The sequence below is a fragment of the Hoeflea sp. TYP-13 genome (assembly GCF_040932035.1).
GTDB lineage: Bacteria > Pseudomonadota > Alphaproteobacteria > Rhizobiales > Rhizobiaceae > Hoeflea_A.
Genome location: NZ_JBFRBB010000001.1, coordinates 332,110 through 348,812 on the forward strand (window position 1 = coordinate 332,110; position 16,703 = coordinate 348,812).

General features: G+C 57.7%; 15 protein-coding genes and 1 pseudogene. 11 read left to right on the forward strand and 5 right to left on the reverse strand.

The window, feature by feature from the left end:
* Positions 1-50: 50 nt before the first annotated feature.
* Entirely contained in the window at positions 51-437 is a 387-nt protein-coding gene (locus ABVT35_RS01550; RefSeq protein WP_368464435.1) for a DoxX family protein, read from the reverse strand.
* Positions 438-657: 220 nt separating this feature from the next.
* Between ABVT35_RS01550 and ABVT35_RS01555 the strand changes: the two genes are divergently transcribed.
* On the forward strand, positions 658-1,362 hold the full coding sequence (locus ABVT35_RS01555; protein ID WP_368464437.1) for a glutathione binding-like protein: 705 nt from the start codon (positions 658-660) through the stop codon (positions 1,360-1,362).
* A gap of 75 nt (positions 1,363-1,437) precedes the next feature.
* Here the strand turns inward: ABVT35_RS01555 and groL are convergent, their stop codons facing one another.
* Positions 1,438-3,081: a chaperonin GroEL gene (groL, locus tag ABVT35_RS01560; RefSeq protein ID WP_368464439.1), complete on the reverse strand. Its 1,644-nt coding sequence runs from the start codon at positions 3,079-3,081 to the stop codon at positions 1,438-1,440.
* Between the two features lie 63 nt (positions 3,082-3,144).
* Complete coding sequence (gene groES / locus ABVT35_RS01565; RefSeq protein ID WP_368464440.1) at positions 3,145-3,441, reverse strand: co-chaperone GroES; 297 nt, start codon at positions 3,439-3,441, stop codon at positions 3,145-3,147.
* A 316-nt stretch (positions 3,442-3,757) separates the two neighbouring features.
* Here groES and ABVT35_RS01570 point away from each other — a divergent pair, with 316 nt between their 5' ends.
* From ABVT35_RS01570 to ABVT35_RS01595, 6 genes are all read left to right on the forward strand, one after another.
* Positions 3,758-4,606: a TIGR01459 family HAD-type hydrolase gene (locus tag ABVT35_RS01570; RefSeq protein ID WP_368466252.1), complete on the forward strand. Its 849-nt coding sequence runs from the start codon at positions 3,758-3,760 to the stop codon at positions 4,604-4,606.
* Between the two features lie 11 nt (positions 4,607-4,617).
* On the forward strand, positions 4,618-5,607 hold the full coding sequence (locus ABVT35_RS01575) for a bifunctional riboflavin kinase/FAD synthetase (RefSeq protein WP_368464442.1): 990 nt from the start codon (positions 4,618-4,620) through the stop codon (positions 5,605-5,607).
* Positions 5,608-5,613: 6 nt separating this feature from the next.
* On the forward strand, positions 5,614-6,324 hold the full coding sequence (locus ABVT35_RS01580; RefSeq protein ID WP_368464444.1) for an SDR family NAD(P)-dependent oxidoreductase: 711 nt from the start codon (positions 5,614-5,616) through the stop codon (positions 6,322-6,324).
* On the forward strand, positions 6,321-7,064 hold the full coding sequence (locus ABVT35_RS01585; protein WP_368464445.1) for an SDR family NAD(P)-dependent oxidoreductase: 744 nt from the start codon (positions 6,321-6,323) through the stop codon (positions 7,062-7,064). Before ABVT35_RS01580 ends, ABVT35_RS01585 begins: the two co-directional genes overlap by 4 nt.
* Before the next feature lie 255 nt (positions 7,065-7,319).
* Entirely contained in the window at positions 7,320-10,229 is a 2,910-nt protein-coding gene (gene ileS, locus ABVT35_RS01590) for an isoleucine--tRNA ligase (protein ID WP_368464446.1), read from the forward strand.
* A gap of 104 nt (positions 10,230-10,333) precedes the next feature.
* A complete protein-coding gene (locus tag ABVT35_RS01595) occupies positions 10,334-10,936 on the forward strand; it encodes a hypothetical protein (protein ID WP_368464447.1) in 603 nt (200 codons plus the stop codon).
* A 75-nt stretch (positions 10,937-11,011) separates the two neighbouring features.
* Here the strand turns inward: ABVT35_RS01595 and ABVT35_RS01600 are convergent, their stop codons facing one another.
* Complete coding sequence (locus ABVT35_RS01600) at positions 11,012-11,458, reverse strand: nucleoside deaminase (protein ID WP_368464448.1); 447 nt, start codon at positions 11,456-11,458, stop codon at positions 11,012-11,014.
* Between the two features lie 119 nt (positions 11,459-11,577).
* Between ABVT35_RS01600 and ABVT35_RS01605 the strand changes: the two are divergent.
* From ABVT35_RS01605 to ABVT35_RS01615, 3 genes and pseudogenes are all read left to right on the forward strand, one after another.
* Positions 11,578-12,699 (forward strand): annotated as a pseudogene (locus ABVT35_RS01605) (pseudouridine synthase); the annotation flags it as partial.
* A gap of 130 nt (positions 12,700-12,829) precedes the next feature.
* Positions 12,830-13,402: a 16S rRNA (guanine(966)-N(2))-methyltransferase RsmD gene (rsmD, locus tag ABVT35_RS01610; protein WP_368464450.1), complete on the forward strand. Its 573-nt coding sequence runs from the start codon at positions 12,830-12,832 to the stop codon at positions 13,400-13,402.
* 118 nt (positions 13,403-13,520) lie between these two features.
* Entirely contained in the window at positions 13,521-14,420 is a 900-nt protein-coding gene (locus tag ABVT35_RS01615) for a patatin-like phospholipase family protein (protein WP_368464452.1), read from the forward strand.
* 22 nt (positions 14,421-14,442) lie between these two features.
* Here the strand turns inward: ABVT35_RS01615 and ABVT35_RS01620 are convergent, their stop codons facing one another.
* The gene (locus ABVT35_RS01620) at positions 14,443-15,222 is read right to left on the reverse strand and encodes a FadR/GntR family transcriptional regulator (RefSeq protein ID WP_368464453.1); all 780 of its coding nucleotides are present in this window, start codon (positions 15,220-15,222) and stop codon (positions 14,443-14,445) included.
* A 358-nt stretch (positions 15,223-15,580) separates the two neighbouring features.
* Here ABVT35_RS01620 and ABVT35_RS01625 point away from each other — a divergent pair, with 358 nt between their 5' ends.
* Entirely contained in the window at positions 15,581-16,633 is a 1,053-nt protein-coding gene (locus tag ABVT35_RS01625; protein ID WP_368464455.1) for a TRAP transporter substrate-binding protein, read from the forward strand.
* Positions 16,634-16,703: the final 70 nt, after the last annotated feature.

The window sequence follows — 16,703 nt, forward strand, 5'->3', positions numbered from 1 at the left end:
ATCGTAATTGCCCGCGGTTTTGTTTTGCGTTTTGCCAAAGGCGAGGGTGCTTAGCCGGCGCGGCGCGCATCCAGTGAAATGCTTCCCGGCCCGTTGGCTGCAAGGACAAGGAACCCGCCTGCCATGGCGAGGTTTTTCAAAAACATGATCATCTGTATCTGGTCGCCGAAGTCGAAATGTGCGACCAGCGCCGATGCGACACAGAACAACGCCAGTACATAGGCTGCGGGCGCTGTCATGAACCCAATCAGGATCCCGATACCGCAAAGCACTTCCAGCGCGACGACGAGCCACACCAGCAAACCGGCCATCGGCAGGCCCACACTGGCGAAATAGGCTGCATTGCCGCCCGGATCGGCCAGTTTTCCAAGGCCTGCCATGATAAAAATAGCGGACAACAATATCCGACCGATAAGAACGATTGCCGAATTGGACATGAATCTCTCCCCTTGTTCGGTGGAAGAAATATAAAAGCTCTGAATGACAATAATAGCTGAACAATGTCTAACAGATTGTTCAATAAACGGAGACAATGTGGCGGTAAAACCGGCATCGTCTTCGATCGCATTGCTTGCTATTACATTTGCTTATCAGCGCCCTATTTTGGGGGAACCCGCCGCCTTTGGGCGTGGGATCAAAGGAAGGGATACCCGCAACATGACAAAATTTGAATCGTTTCCGATAGCAAACCGATGGAAACCGGCCGACCCCGAAAAGTTACAGCTTTATTCGTTCCCGACACCCAACGGCGTCAAGATTTCCATAGCTCTCGAAGAACTCGGTCTGCCCTATGAGGCGCACCTGGCGGACATCATCGAAGACGACCAGAAAACCTCGGAATTTCTGTCCCTCAATCCAAATGGCAAGATCCCGACGATAATCGACCCCGATGGTCCGGGAGGTGAGCCGATCGGCATATTCGAATCCGGCGCCATTCTGCTTTATCTCGCCGAAAAGACCGACAAGCTTATCCCGGCCGATCCGGTCGGCCGTCTTGAATGCATCCAGTGGCTGTTTTTCCAGATGGCGGGTATCGGTCCGATGTTTGGCCAATACGGCCACTTCTACAAGTTCATGGCGGACAAACTGAAAGATCCCTATCCGATCGAGCGTTACGAGAACGAGACCCGGCGATTGCTCGGAGTGCTGGACGACCGGCTGACCGGCCGGACCTGGATCATGGATGATGAGTACACAATTGCCGATATCGCCACTTTCCCGTGGGTGCGTACGGTACGCGACTTTTATGAAGCCGGCGATGCGGTCGGTCTTGACGATTTCACCTATGTCACCGCCTGGCTGGAGCGTTGCGTCGAGCGGCCCGCAAGCCAGAAGGGGCTGACAATTCCGCCGCGCCCATGAAGCGCATTGTGCCTTTGACTGAATCAAAAAGGCGGCCCTGAGGCCGCCTTTCCTAAATGTGCTGGTTGGCAGACCTTAGAAGTCCATGCCGCCCATTCCGCCCATGCCGCCGCCCGGCATTGCCGGAGCCGCAGCTTCTTTCTGCGGAATTTCAGCAACCATGGCTTCGGTGGTGACCAACAGGCCGGCAACCGAGGCTGCGTCCTGAAGGGCGGTTCGAACAACCTTGACCGGGTCAACGATACCCATGGTGATCATGTCGCCATATTCACCGGTCTGGGCGTTGTAGCCGAAGGTGTCGTTCTTGTCTTCGAGGATCTTGCCTGCAACGACAGATGCTTCGTCACCGGCATTGGCAACGATCTGGCGGGCAGGGGTCTGGAGCGCGCGGCGAACGATGTTGATGCCGGCTTCCTGATCTTCGTTTTCACCCTTTGTGGTAAGACCGGCAGATGCGCGCAGCAGAGCGACGCCGCCACCTGCAACGATGCCTTCCTGAACAGCAGCGCGGGTTGCGTTCAGGGCGTCATCGACGCGGTCTTTCTTTTCCTTGACTTCCACTTCGGTTGCACCGCCAACGCGGATGACAGCAACACCACCGGCAAGCTTGGCAAGACGTTCCTGCAGCTTTTCGCGGTCGTAGTCGGAAGTTGTTTCTTCGATCTGCGCCTTGATCTGGGCAACGCGGCCTTCGATCTCGGCCTTCTGGCCGGCACCGTCGACGATCGTCGTGTTTTCCTTGGAGATGGAAATACGCTTGGCAGTGCCGAGCATGTCGAGGGTAACATTCTCGAGCTTGATGCCGACATCTTCCGAGATGACCTGACCGCCGGTCAGGATAGCGATGTCTTCGAGCATTGCCTTGCGGCGATCGCCGAAGCCCGGAGCCTTGACGGCAGCAATCTTCAGACCGCCGCGAAGCTTGTTGACCACCAGCGTTGCAAGAGCTTCGCCTTCAACATCTTCAGCGATGATGAGGAGCGGCTTGGAAGACTGGACGATGGATTCCAGAACCGGAAGCATGGCCTGCAGGTTGGAAAGCTTCTTTTCGTGCAGCAGGATGTAGCAGTCTTCAAGATCAGCAATCATTTTTTCGGGATTGGTGACGAAGTACGGCGACAGGTAGCCGCGGTCGAACTGCATGCCTTCAACGACCTCGAGTTCGGTTTCTGCGGTCTTGGCTTCTTCGACGGTGATGACACCTTCGTTGCCTACCTTCTGCATGGCTTCAGCAATATCGTCGCCGATCTGCTTTTCGCCGTTTGCGGAGATGGTGCCGACCTGTGCGACTTCTTCAGACGTGTTGATCGGCTTTGCCTTCTTCAGAAGTTCAGCGACCACGTCGGTTACGGCGAGGTCGATACCGCGCTTCAGATCCATCGGGTTCATGCCGGCAGCAACTGCCTTGGCGCCTTCACGGACGATGGACTGTGCCAGGACCGTCGCGGTCGTGGTGCCGTCACCGGCTTCGTCGTTGGTCTTGGAGGCAACTTCGCGCACCATCTGTGCGCCCATGTTTTCGAACTTGTCTTCCAGTTCGATTTCCTTGGCAACGGATACGCCGTCCTTGGTGATGCGCGGAGCTCCGAAGGACTTGTCGATAACGACGTTGCGGCCTTTCGGGCCAAGCGTGATCTTCACAGCGTCGGCCAGAACGTCGACGCCACGGATCATTTTTTCACGTGCGTCGCGGCTGAATTTGACTTCTTTAGCTGACATGTTTCCTCATTTCTGGGCGAAAGCCCGTATTCCATGTGGGGTTATTGCGGTTACGGGATCGGATTAGCCGATGACGCCCATAATGTCGGATTCCTTCATGATCAGAAGGTCTTCGCCATTAAGCTTGACTTCGGTGCCGGACCATTTGCCGAAAAGGATGCGGTCGCCCGCCTTGACGTCCATGGCAACAACGTTGCCGCTGTCGTCGCGTGCGCCGGAACCAACGGCGACGACTTCGCCTTCCGACGGCTTTTCTTTGGCAGTGTCAGGAATGATGATGCCACCGGCCGTCTTTTCTTCGGATTCGACGCGGCGCACAACAACACGGTCATGCAATGGACGGAAATTCACATTTGTCATTGTCTATACCCTCGATCAAATGACAGAACCGGGCGGAATGCCCGGCCAATCTGATATTAGCACTCGACATTGATGAGTGCTAATCGAGGCACGAAATAAGTATGGCGGGAGAAGGAGTCAAGACTTTTTGGCGAAAATGAATGCCGGTTTGCCATTTGTCTGCATGCGCACGCGGGCGGTATTGCAAAGCGACGATAGCCAGATAGTGATCTATTGCGAGCAATGCAAGAAGCAATGGGGCTTGTTTTCTTGGCGCTGATGGTCAATGTCTGCGCACAGCCCGTTCTGGCGGACAATCACGCAAACCTGGAAGACCATGCCGAAAAGACTAGATCGCCTTGCCGACCTTAATGCCGACTATGACGTCATCTTTTGCGATGTATGGGGCGTGTTGCACAATGGCGTGCAAGCCTGGCCGTTTGCCGGTGAAGCACTCGGCGCCTTTCGCAGGCAGGGCGGTTCGGTAGTTCTGATCACCAATTCGCCGCGGCGACGTAAGGGTGTCGGCGAGCAGCTAGATCTCATCGGCGTCGATCCCGAGGCCTATGACCGCATTGTCACGTCAGGCGACGTAACGCGCGATCTCATAAAGGCCGGTTCGAAAGACGTTTATTTCATCGGCCCGGATCGTGACCGGCCGCTGCTCGGTGGTCTGGGTGTCAACGACGCCGGACTTGATGAGGCCGGCACCGTCGTGTGCACGGGTCTTTTCGACGACGAAAACGAACAGCCGGAAGAGTACATTTCCATACTCGAAGATTTCAGGAAGAAAGATCTGCCCTTCATCTGCGCCAATCCCGACCTCGTCGTCGAGCGGGGCGAGCGCCTCATTCCGTGCGCTGGCTCCATAGCTGCGCTCTACGAAAAGATGGGAGGCAGAACCCTGGTGTCCGGCAAACCTCACGCCCCGATATACGAGGCGGCAGTGGCTGCTGCGAAGGAACTTCGGCCGGACATTGCCAATGGTCGCATTCTTGCCATTGGCGACGGCATGCCAACCGATGTAAAAGGCGCACAGGATTTCGGTCTCGACCTGCTCTATGTGTCGGACGGGATCCATGCGAGGGATTACACCGACCGGGCGGTTGTGGACGAAGGGAAGCTCGAAGCGTTTCTTGAACGAAACGGGGCGCGCCCGGTTCGCTGGATGCAGCGTTTGAGATAGGTTTGTGGGCGATGAAGACGAAGCCGGTTAGGCGCATCAGCGCACTTGAAGATATTCCGCAGGACCTGCGCGGCTGTGTCGTTGCGATCGGAAATTTCGATGGCGTGCATCGCGGTCACCAGGCAGTGCTTGAGGCGGCCCTCGAACAGGCGCGCGCCGAGAACGTGCCGGCGGTGGCTCTGACCTTCGAACCGCATCCGCGCACGGTTTTCAGGCCGGAGCAGCCGGTATTTCGCCTCACACCCGCCCCGCTCAAAGCGAAACTGGCGGGCATTATGGGATTTTCGGCGGTGGTCGAATTGCCCTTCACGAAGGAATTTGCCCAAAAGAGCGCCGAGACATTTATCGAGGAAGTCCTTGTTGGCGGTCTCGGCATTTGCCGCGTCGTCACGGGTTTCAATTTTCATTTTGGCAAGGCCCGCCAGGGCAGTCCGGAGTTCCTGCGGGAGGCAGGTGAGCGCCTCGGTTTCGCGGTGACGGTTGTCGAGCCCTTCCAGGACGAGGGTGCGGAGCTGGTTTCTTCAAGCCGGATTCGTGCCTGCCTGCGTGAGGGAGATGTTGTTCAGGCTGCCGGGCTTCTGGGGTATCGCTACACGGTTGAAGCGGAAGTGCTTAAGGGCAAGCAGCTTGGGCGCACGCTGGGTTTTCCGACCGCGAACATGGCATTGCCGAAGGAAGCTGACCTTTGCACCGGCATTTATGCTGTCCGATTCAGCCGCCAGGACGGATCTGTCCACGATGGCGTTGCCAGCTTCGGATACAGGCCGACGGTTGACAGCGACGGGGCGCCGCTGCTGGAAACCTTCGTGTTCGACTTCGACGAAGACCTCTATGGTGAAACCTGCGGCGTGACTTTCTTTGCGCACCTGCGCGAGGAAAAGAAATTCAACGGGCTCGATCCGCTGGTTGAGCAGATGAAGCGCGACATGGCTGAGGCAAAGGCGGTTCTGTCGGCTGTCCGGCCGCTTGGCGAGCTGGATTTCGCGCTGGCATTCGGCTGATTGCCCATGAATGACCGCCCAACAGCGTTGATAACCGGGGCAACGTCCGGGATCGGCCTGGCTCTGGCCCGGATCCTTTCCATTGAATACAGTCTTGTTCTGACGGGAAGGCGCGAGGCCAGCGAATGCGCCGACGAACTGCCACCGGGAGCGCAATACGTCAAAGCTGATTTTTCGGATCCGCAAGCCGCGGTCGCTGAGATTGAAGCGGCGATGCGAACGGCTGGCTTAAGCAGGCTCGACAGGCTCATCATCAATGCAGGCACAGGCTACTACGCGCCTGTCGACCGGGAAGACAGCGCCATGATCCGCGAGACGCTGGATGTCAATCTGGCCGCCCCCGTGCTACTGACCCGTCATATGGTCCCGTTCCTCGAGGCCGCCGGCGGAAAGGTGGTATTCATCGGAACCGTTGCCCATCGCGGTTCACCCAATATGCCGGCCTATTCGGCATCGAAGGCCGGACTTGCCGGGCTGGCACGCTCACTGAGATCGGAATGGGAAGGCCGGATAGGCGTTCAGATCATTCATCCGGGGCCGACACGGACTGCAATGCATAAAAAAGCCGGTTACCCCGGTGGAAGTCTCGAACGGTTCTTCTTTTCTGCAGATGGCATGGCTGAGGAGATCATTCGGCTTATGGAAAGGGACCGGCTGCAGGCAACGGTCATGCTGCGCGCCGGATTTCGCCGACTGCTGACGGGAAAATGGTCGTGAAGGCGCTGGTTACAGGGGCAGCCTCCGGCCTCGGCCGCGCTCTTGTCGAGCGTCTCGTTGCTGAAGGGGCACAGGTCGTTGCTGTCGACAAGGACAAGGTGAACCCTGGCGCTCATGTTACGCCCTTGACCGCGGATCTGTCCGATCGCCAAAGCGTTGACCGGTGCATCGGCGAGATTGGCAAATATGGTCCTTACGATTTTGTCGTGCACAATGCCGGTATCAGCGCCACCGGCCGCTTCGAAGAAATTCCGGTTTCGGCCTATCGGAAGCTTTTGACAGTAAATAGCGAGACACCGATGGTCATGACGTCCGCGCTTTTAAGGGGCGGATGTCTGTCTGCACGCGCGCATGTCGTATTCGTTTCGTCGCTTTCCCATTTGACCGGCTATCCGGGCGCCTGCGTCTATGCCGCTTCCAAGGATGCGCTGGCCGTCTATGCCCGCAGCATTCGCAAGGGAATGGCCCGTCGAAAAATCCATGTGATGACCGTTTTTCCGGGGCCGCTGCGCACCGTGCACGCCGAGCGCCATGCACCTGCCGGAGCAGATGCCGGACGTCGAATGGAGCCGTCCGTTCTGGCGGACAAAATTGTCAGCGCCGCACACAAGCGCCGAAAGGTTCTGTATGCCGGGGCACCCGCAAAGATAGGGCGTCTGTTGGGAGCGCTCATGCCGCAGACGACGACACGATTCATGCGCCGGGCGATTTTTGAAAAACTCGATCACACGGTTTATTGAGAAAATCCTTTATTCCCGTCTCCAGCATTGATAGAAGCATCCCACTATGTTGGCCAAATTCGGTTTCGGAACTGCAATACGAATTATTGGCCCGGCTTCCTGATTGGTGCTGCTGCCGGCACGTGGGAAGTCCGGGACTGCTTGCTGCCGCGCGCAGGTTGCGCGGAACTCCCAGAAGATAACTTAAGACGCCACAACGTCCACACCGCCTTATGGTGCGGAGCCGGACGCAAACCAGTAAGACACGATTGAACGATGACCGATACGACCGAAAAATTCGACTATTCGAAGACGCTGAACCTGCCGAAGACGGAATTTCCGATGCGCGCCGGCCTGCCCAAGAAAGAGCCGGAGATCGTCGCGCGCTGGCAGAACATGAACCTTTACAAGAAGCTGCGTGAGGCTGCCAGCGGCCGCCCTAAATTCGTCCTCCATGACGGGCCGCCCTATGCCAACGGCAATATCCACATCGGCCACGCTCTTAACAAGATCCTCAAGGACGTCATCTCCCGTTCCTTCCAGATGCGCGGCTATGACAGCAACTATGTGCCGGGATGGGACTGCCACGGCTTGCCGATCGAGTGGAAGATCGAGGAGCAGTACCGCGCCAAGGGCAAGAACAAGGACGAGGTTCCGGTCAACGAATTCCGCAAGGAATGCCGCGAGTTCGCCGCGCACTGGATCGACGTGCAGACGGAGGAATTCAAGCGGCTTGGCGTCGAGGGCGATTTCGACCGTCCCTATACGACGATGAATTTTCACGCCGAGGCGCGCATTGCCGGCGAATTGATGAAGATCGCAAAACTCGGCCAGCTTTACCGCGGCTCCAAACCGGTCATGTGGTCGGTGGTCGAGCGCACGGCGCTTGCCGAAGCCGAGGTTGAATATCACGACTATGAAAGCGATACGATCTGGGTGAAATTTCCTGTCGTTGCCGGCCCGGACGCACTGATCGGCGCGTCTGTCGTGATCTGGACGACGACACCCTGGACCATCCCCGGCAACCGCGGGATCTCGTTTTCCTCGCGCATCTCCTACGGCCTCTACGAAATCACAGCTGCCGAAAATGAATTCGGGCCGCAGGCCGGTGAGAAGGTGATCTTCGCTGACAGCCTGGCTCAGGAATCTGCCGACAAGGCAAGAGTGACCATGCAGCGCCTTGCCGATGTACCGGCAGAGGATTTCGAGTCCATGCATTGCGCTCATCCCCTGCTAAAGCTGGGCTATGAATTCGATGTGCCGCTCCTCGACGGCGAACACGTGACAGACGACGCCGGCACCGGCTTCGTGCACACGGCACCCGGCCACGGTCGTGAGGACTTTGACGCGTGGATGGAAAAGGCTCGTGAACTCGAAGCGCGCGGTATCGATCCTTCGATCCCGTTTACTGTTGGTGATGACGGTTACTTTACCCATCACGCACCTGGTTTCGGGCCCGACAGTGAGGGCGGCCCCGCACGGGTCCTCGACGACAAGGGCAAGAAGGGCGACGCCAACAAACGCGTTATCGCCGCCCTGATCGAAGCTGACCGGCTGTTTACGCGCGGGCGGCTGAAACACACCTATCCGCACTCCTGGCGGTCGAAGAAGCCGATCATTTTCCGCAACACGCCGCAATGGTTTGTGCACATGGATAGGCCGTTCGAGGACGACACGACGCTTCGAAGCCGTGCCCTCGAAGCCATCGATGCCACGCGGTTTGTTCCTTCTGCAGGACAGAACCGGCTGCGCACCATGATCGAAACGCGGCCGGACTGGGTTCTGTCGCGTCAGCGCGCCTGGGGCGTTCCCATCAGTGTATTTGTTGACGCGGACGGGGAAATCCTGGTCGACGATGCGGTCAATAAAAGGATCATCGATGCCTTTGAGGAAGAGGGCGCCGATGCCTGGTTCGCGGAAGGCGCCAAGGAGCGTTTTCTTGCCGGCCGTAACGATCTCGACCGCTGGAACCAGGTGACCGATATTCTCGATGTCTGGTTCGATTCCGGCAGCACGCACACATTTACCCTGGAAGACCGGCCGGACCTGAAATGGCCTGCGGACGTCTATCTCGAAGGCTCCGACCAGCACCGTGGCTGGTTCCATTCCTCGCTCCTGGAAAGCTGCGCGACCCGTGGCAGGGCACCCTACGACACCGTTGTCACCCATGGTTTCACCATGGATGAAAAAGGCGAGAAAATGTCCAAGTCCAAGGGCAACACGGTAACCCCGCAGGAGGTCATGGCCCAGTCCGGGGCGGACATTTTGCGCTTGTGGTCGATGACCGTTGACTACTGGGAAGATCAGCGCCTCGGAAAGACCAATATCCAGACCAATATCGATGCCTACCGCAAGCTCCGAAACACCATTCGCTGGATGCTCGGAACGCTTTCCCATGATGACGGGGAAACCGTTGAAATTACAGCAATGCCGGAGCTTGAGCGGCTTATGCTGCATCGGCTGGTCGAGCTCGATGAACTGGTGCGCGATGGATACGACGCATTCGATTTCAAACGCATAACCCGGGCATTGATCGACTTTTCCAACGTCGAGCTTTCAGCCTTCTATTTCGACATCCGCAAGGATGCGCTTTACTGCGATGCGCCGTCGAGCGTACGCCGCAAAGCTTCGCTTCAGGTTGTGCGCACAGTGTTCGACTGCCTGTCGTGCTGGCTGGCGCCGATGCTGCCCTTCACCATGGAAGAAGCCTGGCTGCAATGCTATCCGCAAGCGCAGTCGGTGCATCTGGAGCAGTTCCCGGAAATTCCGCAGAACTGGCGGGATGATGCGCTGAATGCGAAATGGAAAAAGATCCGCACGGTGCGCCGTGTCGTGACCGGCGCGCTTGAAATCGAGCGCCGGGAAAAACGAATCGGCTCCTCGCTTGAGGCGGCACCGGTCGTTCACATCACCAATGAGGACCTCATGGTCGCGCTGGACGGGCAGGATTTTGCGGAAATCTGCATCACATCCGGCGTATCGCTTTCCGAAGCTGACGGACCTGCGGATGCCTTCCGGCTGGACGACGTTGCCGGTGTCAGTGTTGTGCCGGCCCCGGCGAAAGGACAAAAATGCGCCCGGTCGTGGCGCATGACCGACGATATCGGGACCGATCCCGAGTTTCCCGATGTTTCGGCCCGTGATGCAGAAGCGTTACAGGAACTGAAGCAATTGGGTCGGCTTTAGTGTCCGAACAATTGCCCAATTCGCTGTTATGCGATAAAAGAGCGCCAAGAAATGGCCGGATTTCAATTGCAAAGAGACATCCGGCCGTAAACGGGATTTACCGAATGACAAGAGCAGCTGAGTTTCGCACAGGATGCACCGTTGCGGGTGCCGTGGCAGTGTCCGTCATTTTGGCCGGATGCGTCAGCAGCCCCACATACGGAACCGGAAAGACGGCGAATGCGCAATTGATCGATGATCTGGCCAACGTCATTTCTATTGTCCCTCCCGCGAAGAAAAGCGAGCAGGCCTATGCGCCGCGGCCTTCAATTGTCAAACCGCCTGACGGGTCACAGCTTCCAGCACCGCAAAACAGCGTTGCTTCCAGTGACAACCCGCAGTGGCTTGAATCGCCCGAAGAGACGCGTGAACGTCTCGTGCGCGAGGCGACCGAAAGAAAAGACCCGCGCTACCGCTCACCCCTTGCTGCCGGTGAAGACACCGTCACACCGGAACAGTGGGCGAAGTTTCGTGAGGCCAAAGAACAGCAGAAGAAAGTCTATTCAGCACGCGGCAATCTGACAGATCCGCCGATTGAATATCGCGAGCCTGCCGAATCCGCACCGGCTGACGACCTTGGCGAACCCGAATACAAAAAAGAACGCCGGCGCAAGAAGGCGGCCCAGAAGGACAAGGGATTCAAGCTCGGAAACCTGTGGCCTTTCTGATCGCGTAGCCAGCTTTTGAAGTCACGGTCGCCTGGCGCAAGCCGGGCGATTGTTTGTTTATGAACAAGAAACGCCCTAAAGCCGCTTCTGTTGAAAAAAATGGGTCAGCAGCAACGCTGCATCCTTCTCACCGATACCGGAATAGAACTCAGGCGCATGATGGCAGGTCGGTTGGCTGAAGAAACGCGGCCCGTTGACGACGGCTCCGCCCTTGATGTCTTCCGCACCGAAATAGAGCCGGCGGATGCGGGCAAAGGAAATCGCCGCCGCACACATGGCGCAGGGCTCCAGCGTAACGTAAAGGTCGCACTCAGGCAGTCTTTCAGCTTTGAGGCGTACGGAGGCCTCCCTGATTGCGGCGATCTCGGCATGCGCGGTGACATCGCAAAGTTCCCGCGTGCGATTTCCGGCCTTTGCGAGGATGTCGCCGTCGCGCACGATCACGGCGCCCACCGGCACTTCGCCACGCTCGGCTGCCAGTCGTGCTTCCTCGAGCGCAATATCCATGATGCGGCGGTTCATCGGTGTGCTTCTTGTCCCTTTTGTATTAACCCCGCTCGCGCAACCTGATAAGGCTGGCACAAGCACAATTGGCGGCACACCCGAAAGAGCGGCCGCAGACGTTGAAAGGCAAACACCATATGAATACCCGTGGCAAGCCCCGCCGCTCCGGACCCCACAAGTCCGGTTCCGCGCCGCAGGGCGATAAATCCCGTCGGGCAACGGATGCAAAGCCGGTTTCAGAGCCGGCCGCCTTTGTGGATACGCCGGAGCGCATCGCCAAGCTTCTGGCGCGTGCCGGTATAGCTTCGCGGCGCGAGGCCGAGCGCATGATCACTGACGGCCGCGTCCGGCTGAACGGCAAGGTTCTCGACACACCGGCCATAACCGCAACACTGTCCGACACCATCGAGGTGGACGGCGAGCCGTTGCGTGGCATCGAGCGGACAAGGCTATGGCTCTACCATAAGCCGGCGGGTCTCGTGACCACCCACAAGGACCCGGAAGGCCGCCCGACCGTTTTTGACAACCTGGCGCTCGATCAACCGCATGTCGTCTCCGTCGGCCGGCTCGACATCAACACTGAAGGGCTCCTGCTCATCACCAATGATGGCGGTCTTGCCAGGGAACTGGAGCTGCCAGCCACCGGGTGGCTGCGTCGCTATCGCGTGCGCGCCCACGGCAAGATCGATCAGGCAGCGCTTGACGGGCTGCAGGAAGGCATGGCCGTGGACGGTGTCCTGTACGGCGCCATAGAAGCGACGCTCGACCGAACCCAGGGCTCCAATGTGTGGATCACCATGGGGTTGCGGGAAGGCAAAAACCGCGAAATCAAGAATGTGCTCGGCGCTCTTGGTCTCGAAGTCAACCGGCTGATCCGCATCTCCTACGGGCCGTTTCAGCTTTCCAGCCTCAAGGAAGGCGGAGTCCAGGAAGTCAAGAGCCGAACCCTGCGCGATCAGCTTGGTCCGCGATTGATCGAACGGGCCGGTGCGAATTTCGAGGCACCGCTCTTCAACGAGCAGGGCGTTGGCGAAGACAAGAAGAAAACCTCTGCCGCGCCAAAAAAGCAGGTATCTCCAAAGACCGACCGCGGCGCGCCTGCTCGCAACAAGCATGAAAGCCGTGTGGACAAGCGCGAGCGCAATCGCGACCGGCTCGATACCAAAAAGCGCGACGACAAACCGGCAAAGAGGCCACCGCCGAGAAGCCGTGCCTCAAATGTCTGGATGGGGCCGGGCGCACGTCCCGTTGGCCCGAAAAAGCGGGATGCGGACGCGAACCGCGAGGACAAGAAGGCAGACCGCAAAACGGGCAAGGGCCAGCGTCCGTCCGGGGTGAAAAAAGGTCCGTCGAACAGATCTGCAGCAAAGGGCGGCAGCCGGAGCGGACATGCGGATCGTCGGCGGTAAATTCAGGGGACGCGCGCTGACCGCGCCGCGTTCACAGAACATCCGGCCGACAACCGACCGCACGCGCGAGGCGCTCTTCAACATCCTCGCTCACGGCTACGACATCGACTTTGACGGCAAACGCGTGCTGGATCTGTTTGCCGGCACCGGCGCCGTTGGCCTGGAAGCGCTCTCGCGCGGGGCGGCATTCGCCCTCTTTGTCGAACAGTCGGCCGAGGGCCGCGGGCTTGTGCGTGCCAACATGGAAGCGCTTGGCGTCCATGGCCGGGCAAAGCTCTACCGCCGCGATGCGACTGCACTCGGAAGCGCGGGTAATCTCGAGCCGTTTGATTTTGTGTTTGCCGATCCGCCCTATGGAAAAGGACTTGGTGAGCGTGCTCTTGCAGGTGCGGCTTCCGGCGGTTGGCTGGAAGACAACGCACTTGTTGTCCTTGAAGAACGCAGCGATATTGAACCGGGTCTGAATATACAGTTCCATTTGGTCGAAAGACGGGAATTCGGCGACACGGCCATGCACTTCTATCGATTCAACGGGACGGTCACGGCCGATTGATTGTGCAGCGCACGGCAAAGCCTTGAAGTTGGCTGGAAGGCACGTCACATTAAGCGCATCGCCCGCTGAAAACCCAATGCCAGGCTCCTGGCCCAACCGGCGGCAGTTAGGATGTGTCATGCGTAACGATTTGCTGTTGAACGGCAATCAGGAAGCGGATCGAAAATCATCGGGTGATCCAACGGTCGCCGTTGCTTTCGGCGGCGGCGGTGCGCGGGGATTTGCGCATATTCATGTCATCGAGGTTCTCAACGAGCTTGGCATACGCCCGGTCGCGATATCCGGCGCATCGATTGGCGCGATTATGGGTACGGCAATGGCATCGGGCATGACCGGTTCCGAAATCAGGGCCTATACACTTGCAACGCTCGGCAAACGCAGCCAGGTGATCAGCCGGATCTGGAGAGCGCGCCCGTCCGGTGTCGGCAATGTTTTTTCCGGCGGTTTCCGCTTGGGCCAGTTCAGCATCGAGCGGATTCTTGCCGCCTTTCTGCCCGAGGACTTCCCAACCACTTTCGAAGAATTGGACATACCGACAAAGGTTGTGGTCACTGACTTTTATGCTCAGCAGGAAGCGGTCTATTCGAGCGGCGATCTGATGAATGCAGTTGCGGCATCTGCGGCGATTCCGGCGCTTTTTCGGCCCGTACTGTTGGACGGTCGCTACATGATCGACGGCGGCATTTCAAATCCGGTGCCCTTTGATCACCTTGAGGGCCTTGCCGATATCATCATCGGCGTCGATGTTGTCGGCGGACCGGGTGGCGATGACGGGGAAAGGCCGTCGACCACTGATCTGATGTTCGGCGCAAGCCAGCTGATGATGCAGTCGATCATCACCATGAAACTGAAATCGGGCCGGCCGGATGTCTTCCTGCGTCCCGATGTAAGTCGGTTCCGGGTGCTTGATTTTTTCAAGGCCGACGATGTGTTGACCGTGTCTGCCGGCATACGTGAGGAACTCAAACATGCCCTCGACGCGATATTCACCTATCATATCAAAAACGGCGAGGGGTAGCTTGCCGGCAAGTTGAGACGGTCTATGAGCCGATCAGCGCCTGGCGTTTTTTTGCCAGCGCTTCGCGTTTGCTGCCCTCGTGGCCGGCCCTGAAGGATTTTTCAACAAAATCGATATGGGTTCGTGCAGCTATCTGTGCGTCTTCGGCACGTCCCTCAACAATGGCCATGCCGATATCCTTGTGCTGCTGCAACAGTTTTTCTCCGCTGCCGTCAATCGTGTGCAGATAGTCGCGGTTATAAAATATGCCGCGTTTTGTCAGCTCGTATATCGAGGCCATCGTGTGTATCAGGGTCGAATTGTGACTGGCATCGACTATGACCGAATGGAATTTGATGTCCTGTTCCTTTGAAGCCTTTGAGTCGCGGTTTTTTTGCGCCAGCTCAAGCTTTTCCAAAGTATCCAGTATGATGTCCCTGTCGACTTTTGTCGCCCGCTCTGATGCAAGCGCTGCGGCAAACCCCTCCTGCTCCCTGCGGTACTCCAGATAATCATAGAACGCGGATTGATGCCGGGCATAAAGATCGATCATCGCCGGTGAAAGCGCGGTTCCCGTAAGGGCTGCAATATAGGAGCCTTCGCCGTGGCGTACCCGCAGAAGGTTCTGGTCTTCGAGCCGCTTCAGCGCCTCGCGGATTTTCTGCCTCGAAACGTCCATGGTTTCGGCAAGCTCGCGCTCGGGCGGAAGTTTGGTGCCTTCCTTGAGAACACCCGTGACGATCAGATCCTCTATTTGTCTGACCACCGTATCAACCACTGTTTCGTGGTCTATTTTCTCGAAAACCAGCTTCTCAAAGGCCATTTTTTGTTCAATATCCCTGCTTCACAGCTGTACTCTAAAATAGATTACACACACTCGTATTGCAATCTGTAATTCGGTTGCCGGCAACGCGCCGATTTCACGCGAAAGGCGTATCACATTGCAAATAAACAGCTAATTAGTTCGGAATTCCGAATTCATACTTCAATTGCCCCACGGATAAACAGTTGAACACCCGTCTCTCGATAAGCCGGAAGGTCGAAATTCGTGTGCTTGGCGTTGACACGCTCAGTGGTATATTTTATGAACCACTCGGGTGGTATGTTTAATATACCACTGATTTACGGCAGCTGAGACACGTTACTTTGTCGAGCCTGCCATACCTGTTTCGGAGGATCGTATGAAAAACTCTATCGTTAGCCTGGCTATCGCTGCTGCGATGTTGTCAGCCGCCCCTGCGGCACTTGCAGCCGACAAGCTGTTGCTCAAAACGCCAATCGCATTTTCAACCTCTTTGCCCGGCCTCGGATCGCCTATTCCGCGCGTCGCCGAACAGCTCGAAAAGATGTCCGGCGGCACACTGAAAATGAAAGTCTACGAACCGAACAAGCTGGTTCCGCCGTTCGAAATTCTGGATGCGGTATCTTCGGGAAAGATCAACTCCGGATACACCACCGCCGGATACTGGGCCGGTAAGATCCCGGCGTCGCCGCTGTTTTCCGCTGTTCCGTTCGGACCGGAAGCAGGCGAATACATGGCCTGGCTTTATTACGGCAATGGTCTGAGCCTTTATCAGGAAATGTATGACCAGGCCGGCTTTAACGTGAAGGTGCTGCCCTGTGCGATCATCGCACCGGAGACATCTGGCTGGTTTGCGAACGAGGTCAATTCTCCGGCGGATCTGAACGGGCTGAAAATGCGTTTCTTCGGCCTCGGCGGCAAAGTGATGCAGAAGCTCGGCGTTGCGACGTCGCTGTTGCCTGGCGGCGAGATTTTTCCGGCTCTGGAAAAGGGCGCCATCGACGCGACTGAATTCTCCATGCCGGCAATCGACGCCCGCCTCGGCTTCCACAAGCTGGTGAAGTACAATTACTTCCCCGGCTGGCATCAGCAGGCCACGGTGTTCGAGCTGCTTGTCAACAAGGACGTCTGGAGCGGTGCGTCGGAACAGCACCGGGCGATCATCGAAAATGCCTGCAAGGCGTCGATGACCGATAGCTTTGCCGAAGGCGAGGCAATTCAGCACGATGCGCTGATCGACAATGTCGAAAACAACGGCGTGACCATCAAGAACTGGTCACCGGAAATGCTGGAAACATTCCGCGATACCTGGGCCGAAGTCGCGGCGGAGGAATCGCAGGACCCGTTCTTCAAAAAGGTCCTCGATGACATGAACGAGTTCCGCGACGGCTACAAGGTCTGGAAGCAAAACGCCTTCCTTCCGCGCACCTAAAACTCAAAACCCATTGGCAGGTGGCTGCATTTGCGGCCGCCTGCCATTGCCGGACCCGCGGCCAGGGGCT

What these genes read in the sequence shown, in the direction of transcription:
- ABVT35_RS01550 (WP_368464435.1), bottom strand. Translation starts at nt 437, where the DNA reads ATGTCCAATTCGGCAATCGTTCTTATCGGTCGGATATTGTTGTCCGCT.
- ABVT35_RS01555 (WP_368464437.1), top strand. Translation starts at nt 658, where the DNA reads ATGACAAAATTTGAATCGTTTCCGATAGCAAACCGATGGAAACCGGCC.
- groL (WP_368464439.1), bottom strand. Translation starts at nt 3,081, where the DNA reads ATGTCAGCTAAAGAAGTCAAATTCAGCCGCGACGCACGTGAAAAAATG.
- groES (WP_368464440.1), bottom strand. Translation starts at nt 3,441, where the DNA reads ATGACAAATGTGAATTTCCGTCCATTGCATGACCGTGTTGTTGTGCGC.
- ABVT35_RS01570 (WP_368466252.1), top strand. Translation starts at nt 3,758, where the DNA reads ATGCCGAAAAGACTAGATCGCCTTGCCGACCTTAATGCCGACTATGAC.
- ABVT35_RS01575 (WP_368464442.1), top strand. Translation starts at nt 4,618, where the DNA reads ATGAAGACGAAGCCGGTTAGGCGCATCAGCGCACTTGAAGATATTCCG.
- ABVT35_RS01580 (WP_368464444.1), top strand. Translation starts at nt 5,614, where the DNA reads ATGAATGACCGCCCAACAGCGTTGATAACCGGGGCAACGTCCGGGATC.
- ileS (WP_368464446.1), top strand. Translation starts at nt 7,320, where the DNA reads ATGACCGATACGACCGAAAAATTCGACTATTCGAAGACGCTGAACCTG.
- ABVT35_RS01595 (WP_368464447.1), top strand. Translation starts at nt 10,334, where the DNA reads ATGACAAGAGCAGCTGAGTTTCGCACAGGATGCACCGTTGCGGGTGCC.
- ABVT35_RS01600 (WP_368464448.1), bottom strand. Translation starts at nt 11,458, where the DNA reads ATGAACCGCCGCATCATGGATATTGCGCTCGAGGAAGCACGACTGGCA.
- rsmD (WP_368464450.1), top strand. Translation starts at nt 12,830, where the DNA reads ATGCGGATCGTCGGCGGTAAATTCAGGGGACGCGCGCTGACCGCGCCG.
- ABVT35_RS01615 (WP_368464452.1), top strand. Translation starts at nt 13,521, where the DNA reads ATGCGTAACGATTTGCTGTTGAACGGCAATCAGGAAGCGGATCGAAAA.
- ABVT35_RS01620 (WP_368464453.1), bottom strand. Translation starts at nt 15,222, where the DNA reads ATGGCCTTTGAGAAGCTGGTTTTCGAGAAAATAGACCACGAAACAGTG.
- ABVT35_RS01625 (WP_368464455.1), top strand. Translation starts at nt 15,581, where the DNA reads ATGAAAAACTCTATCGTTAGCCTGGCTATCGCTGCTGCGATGTTGTCA.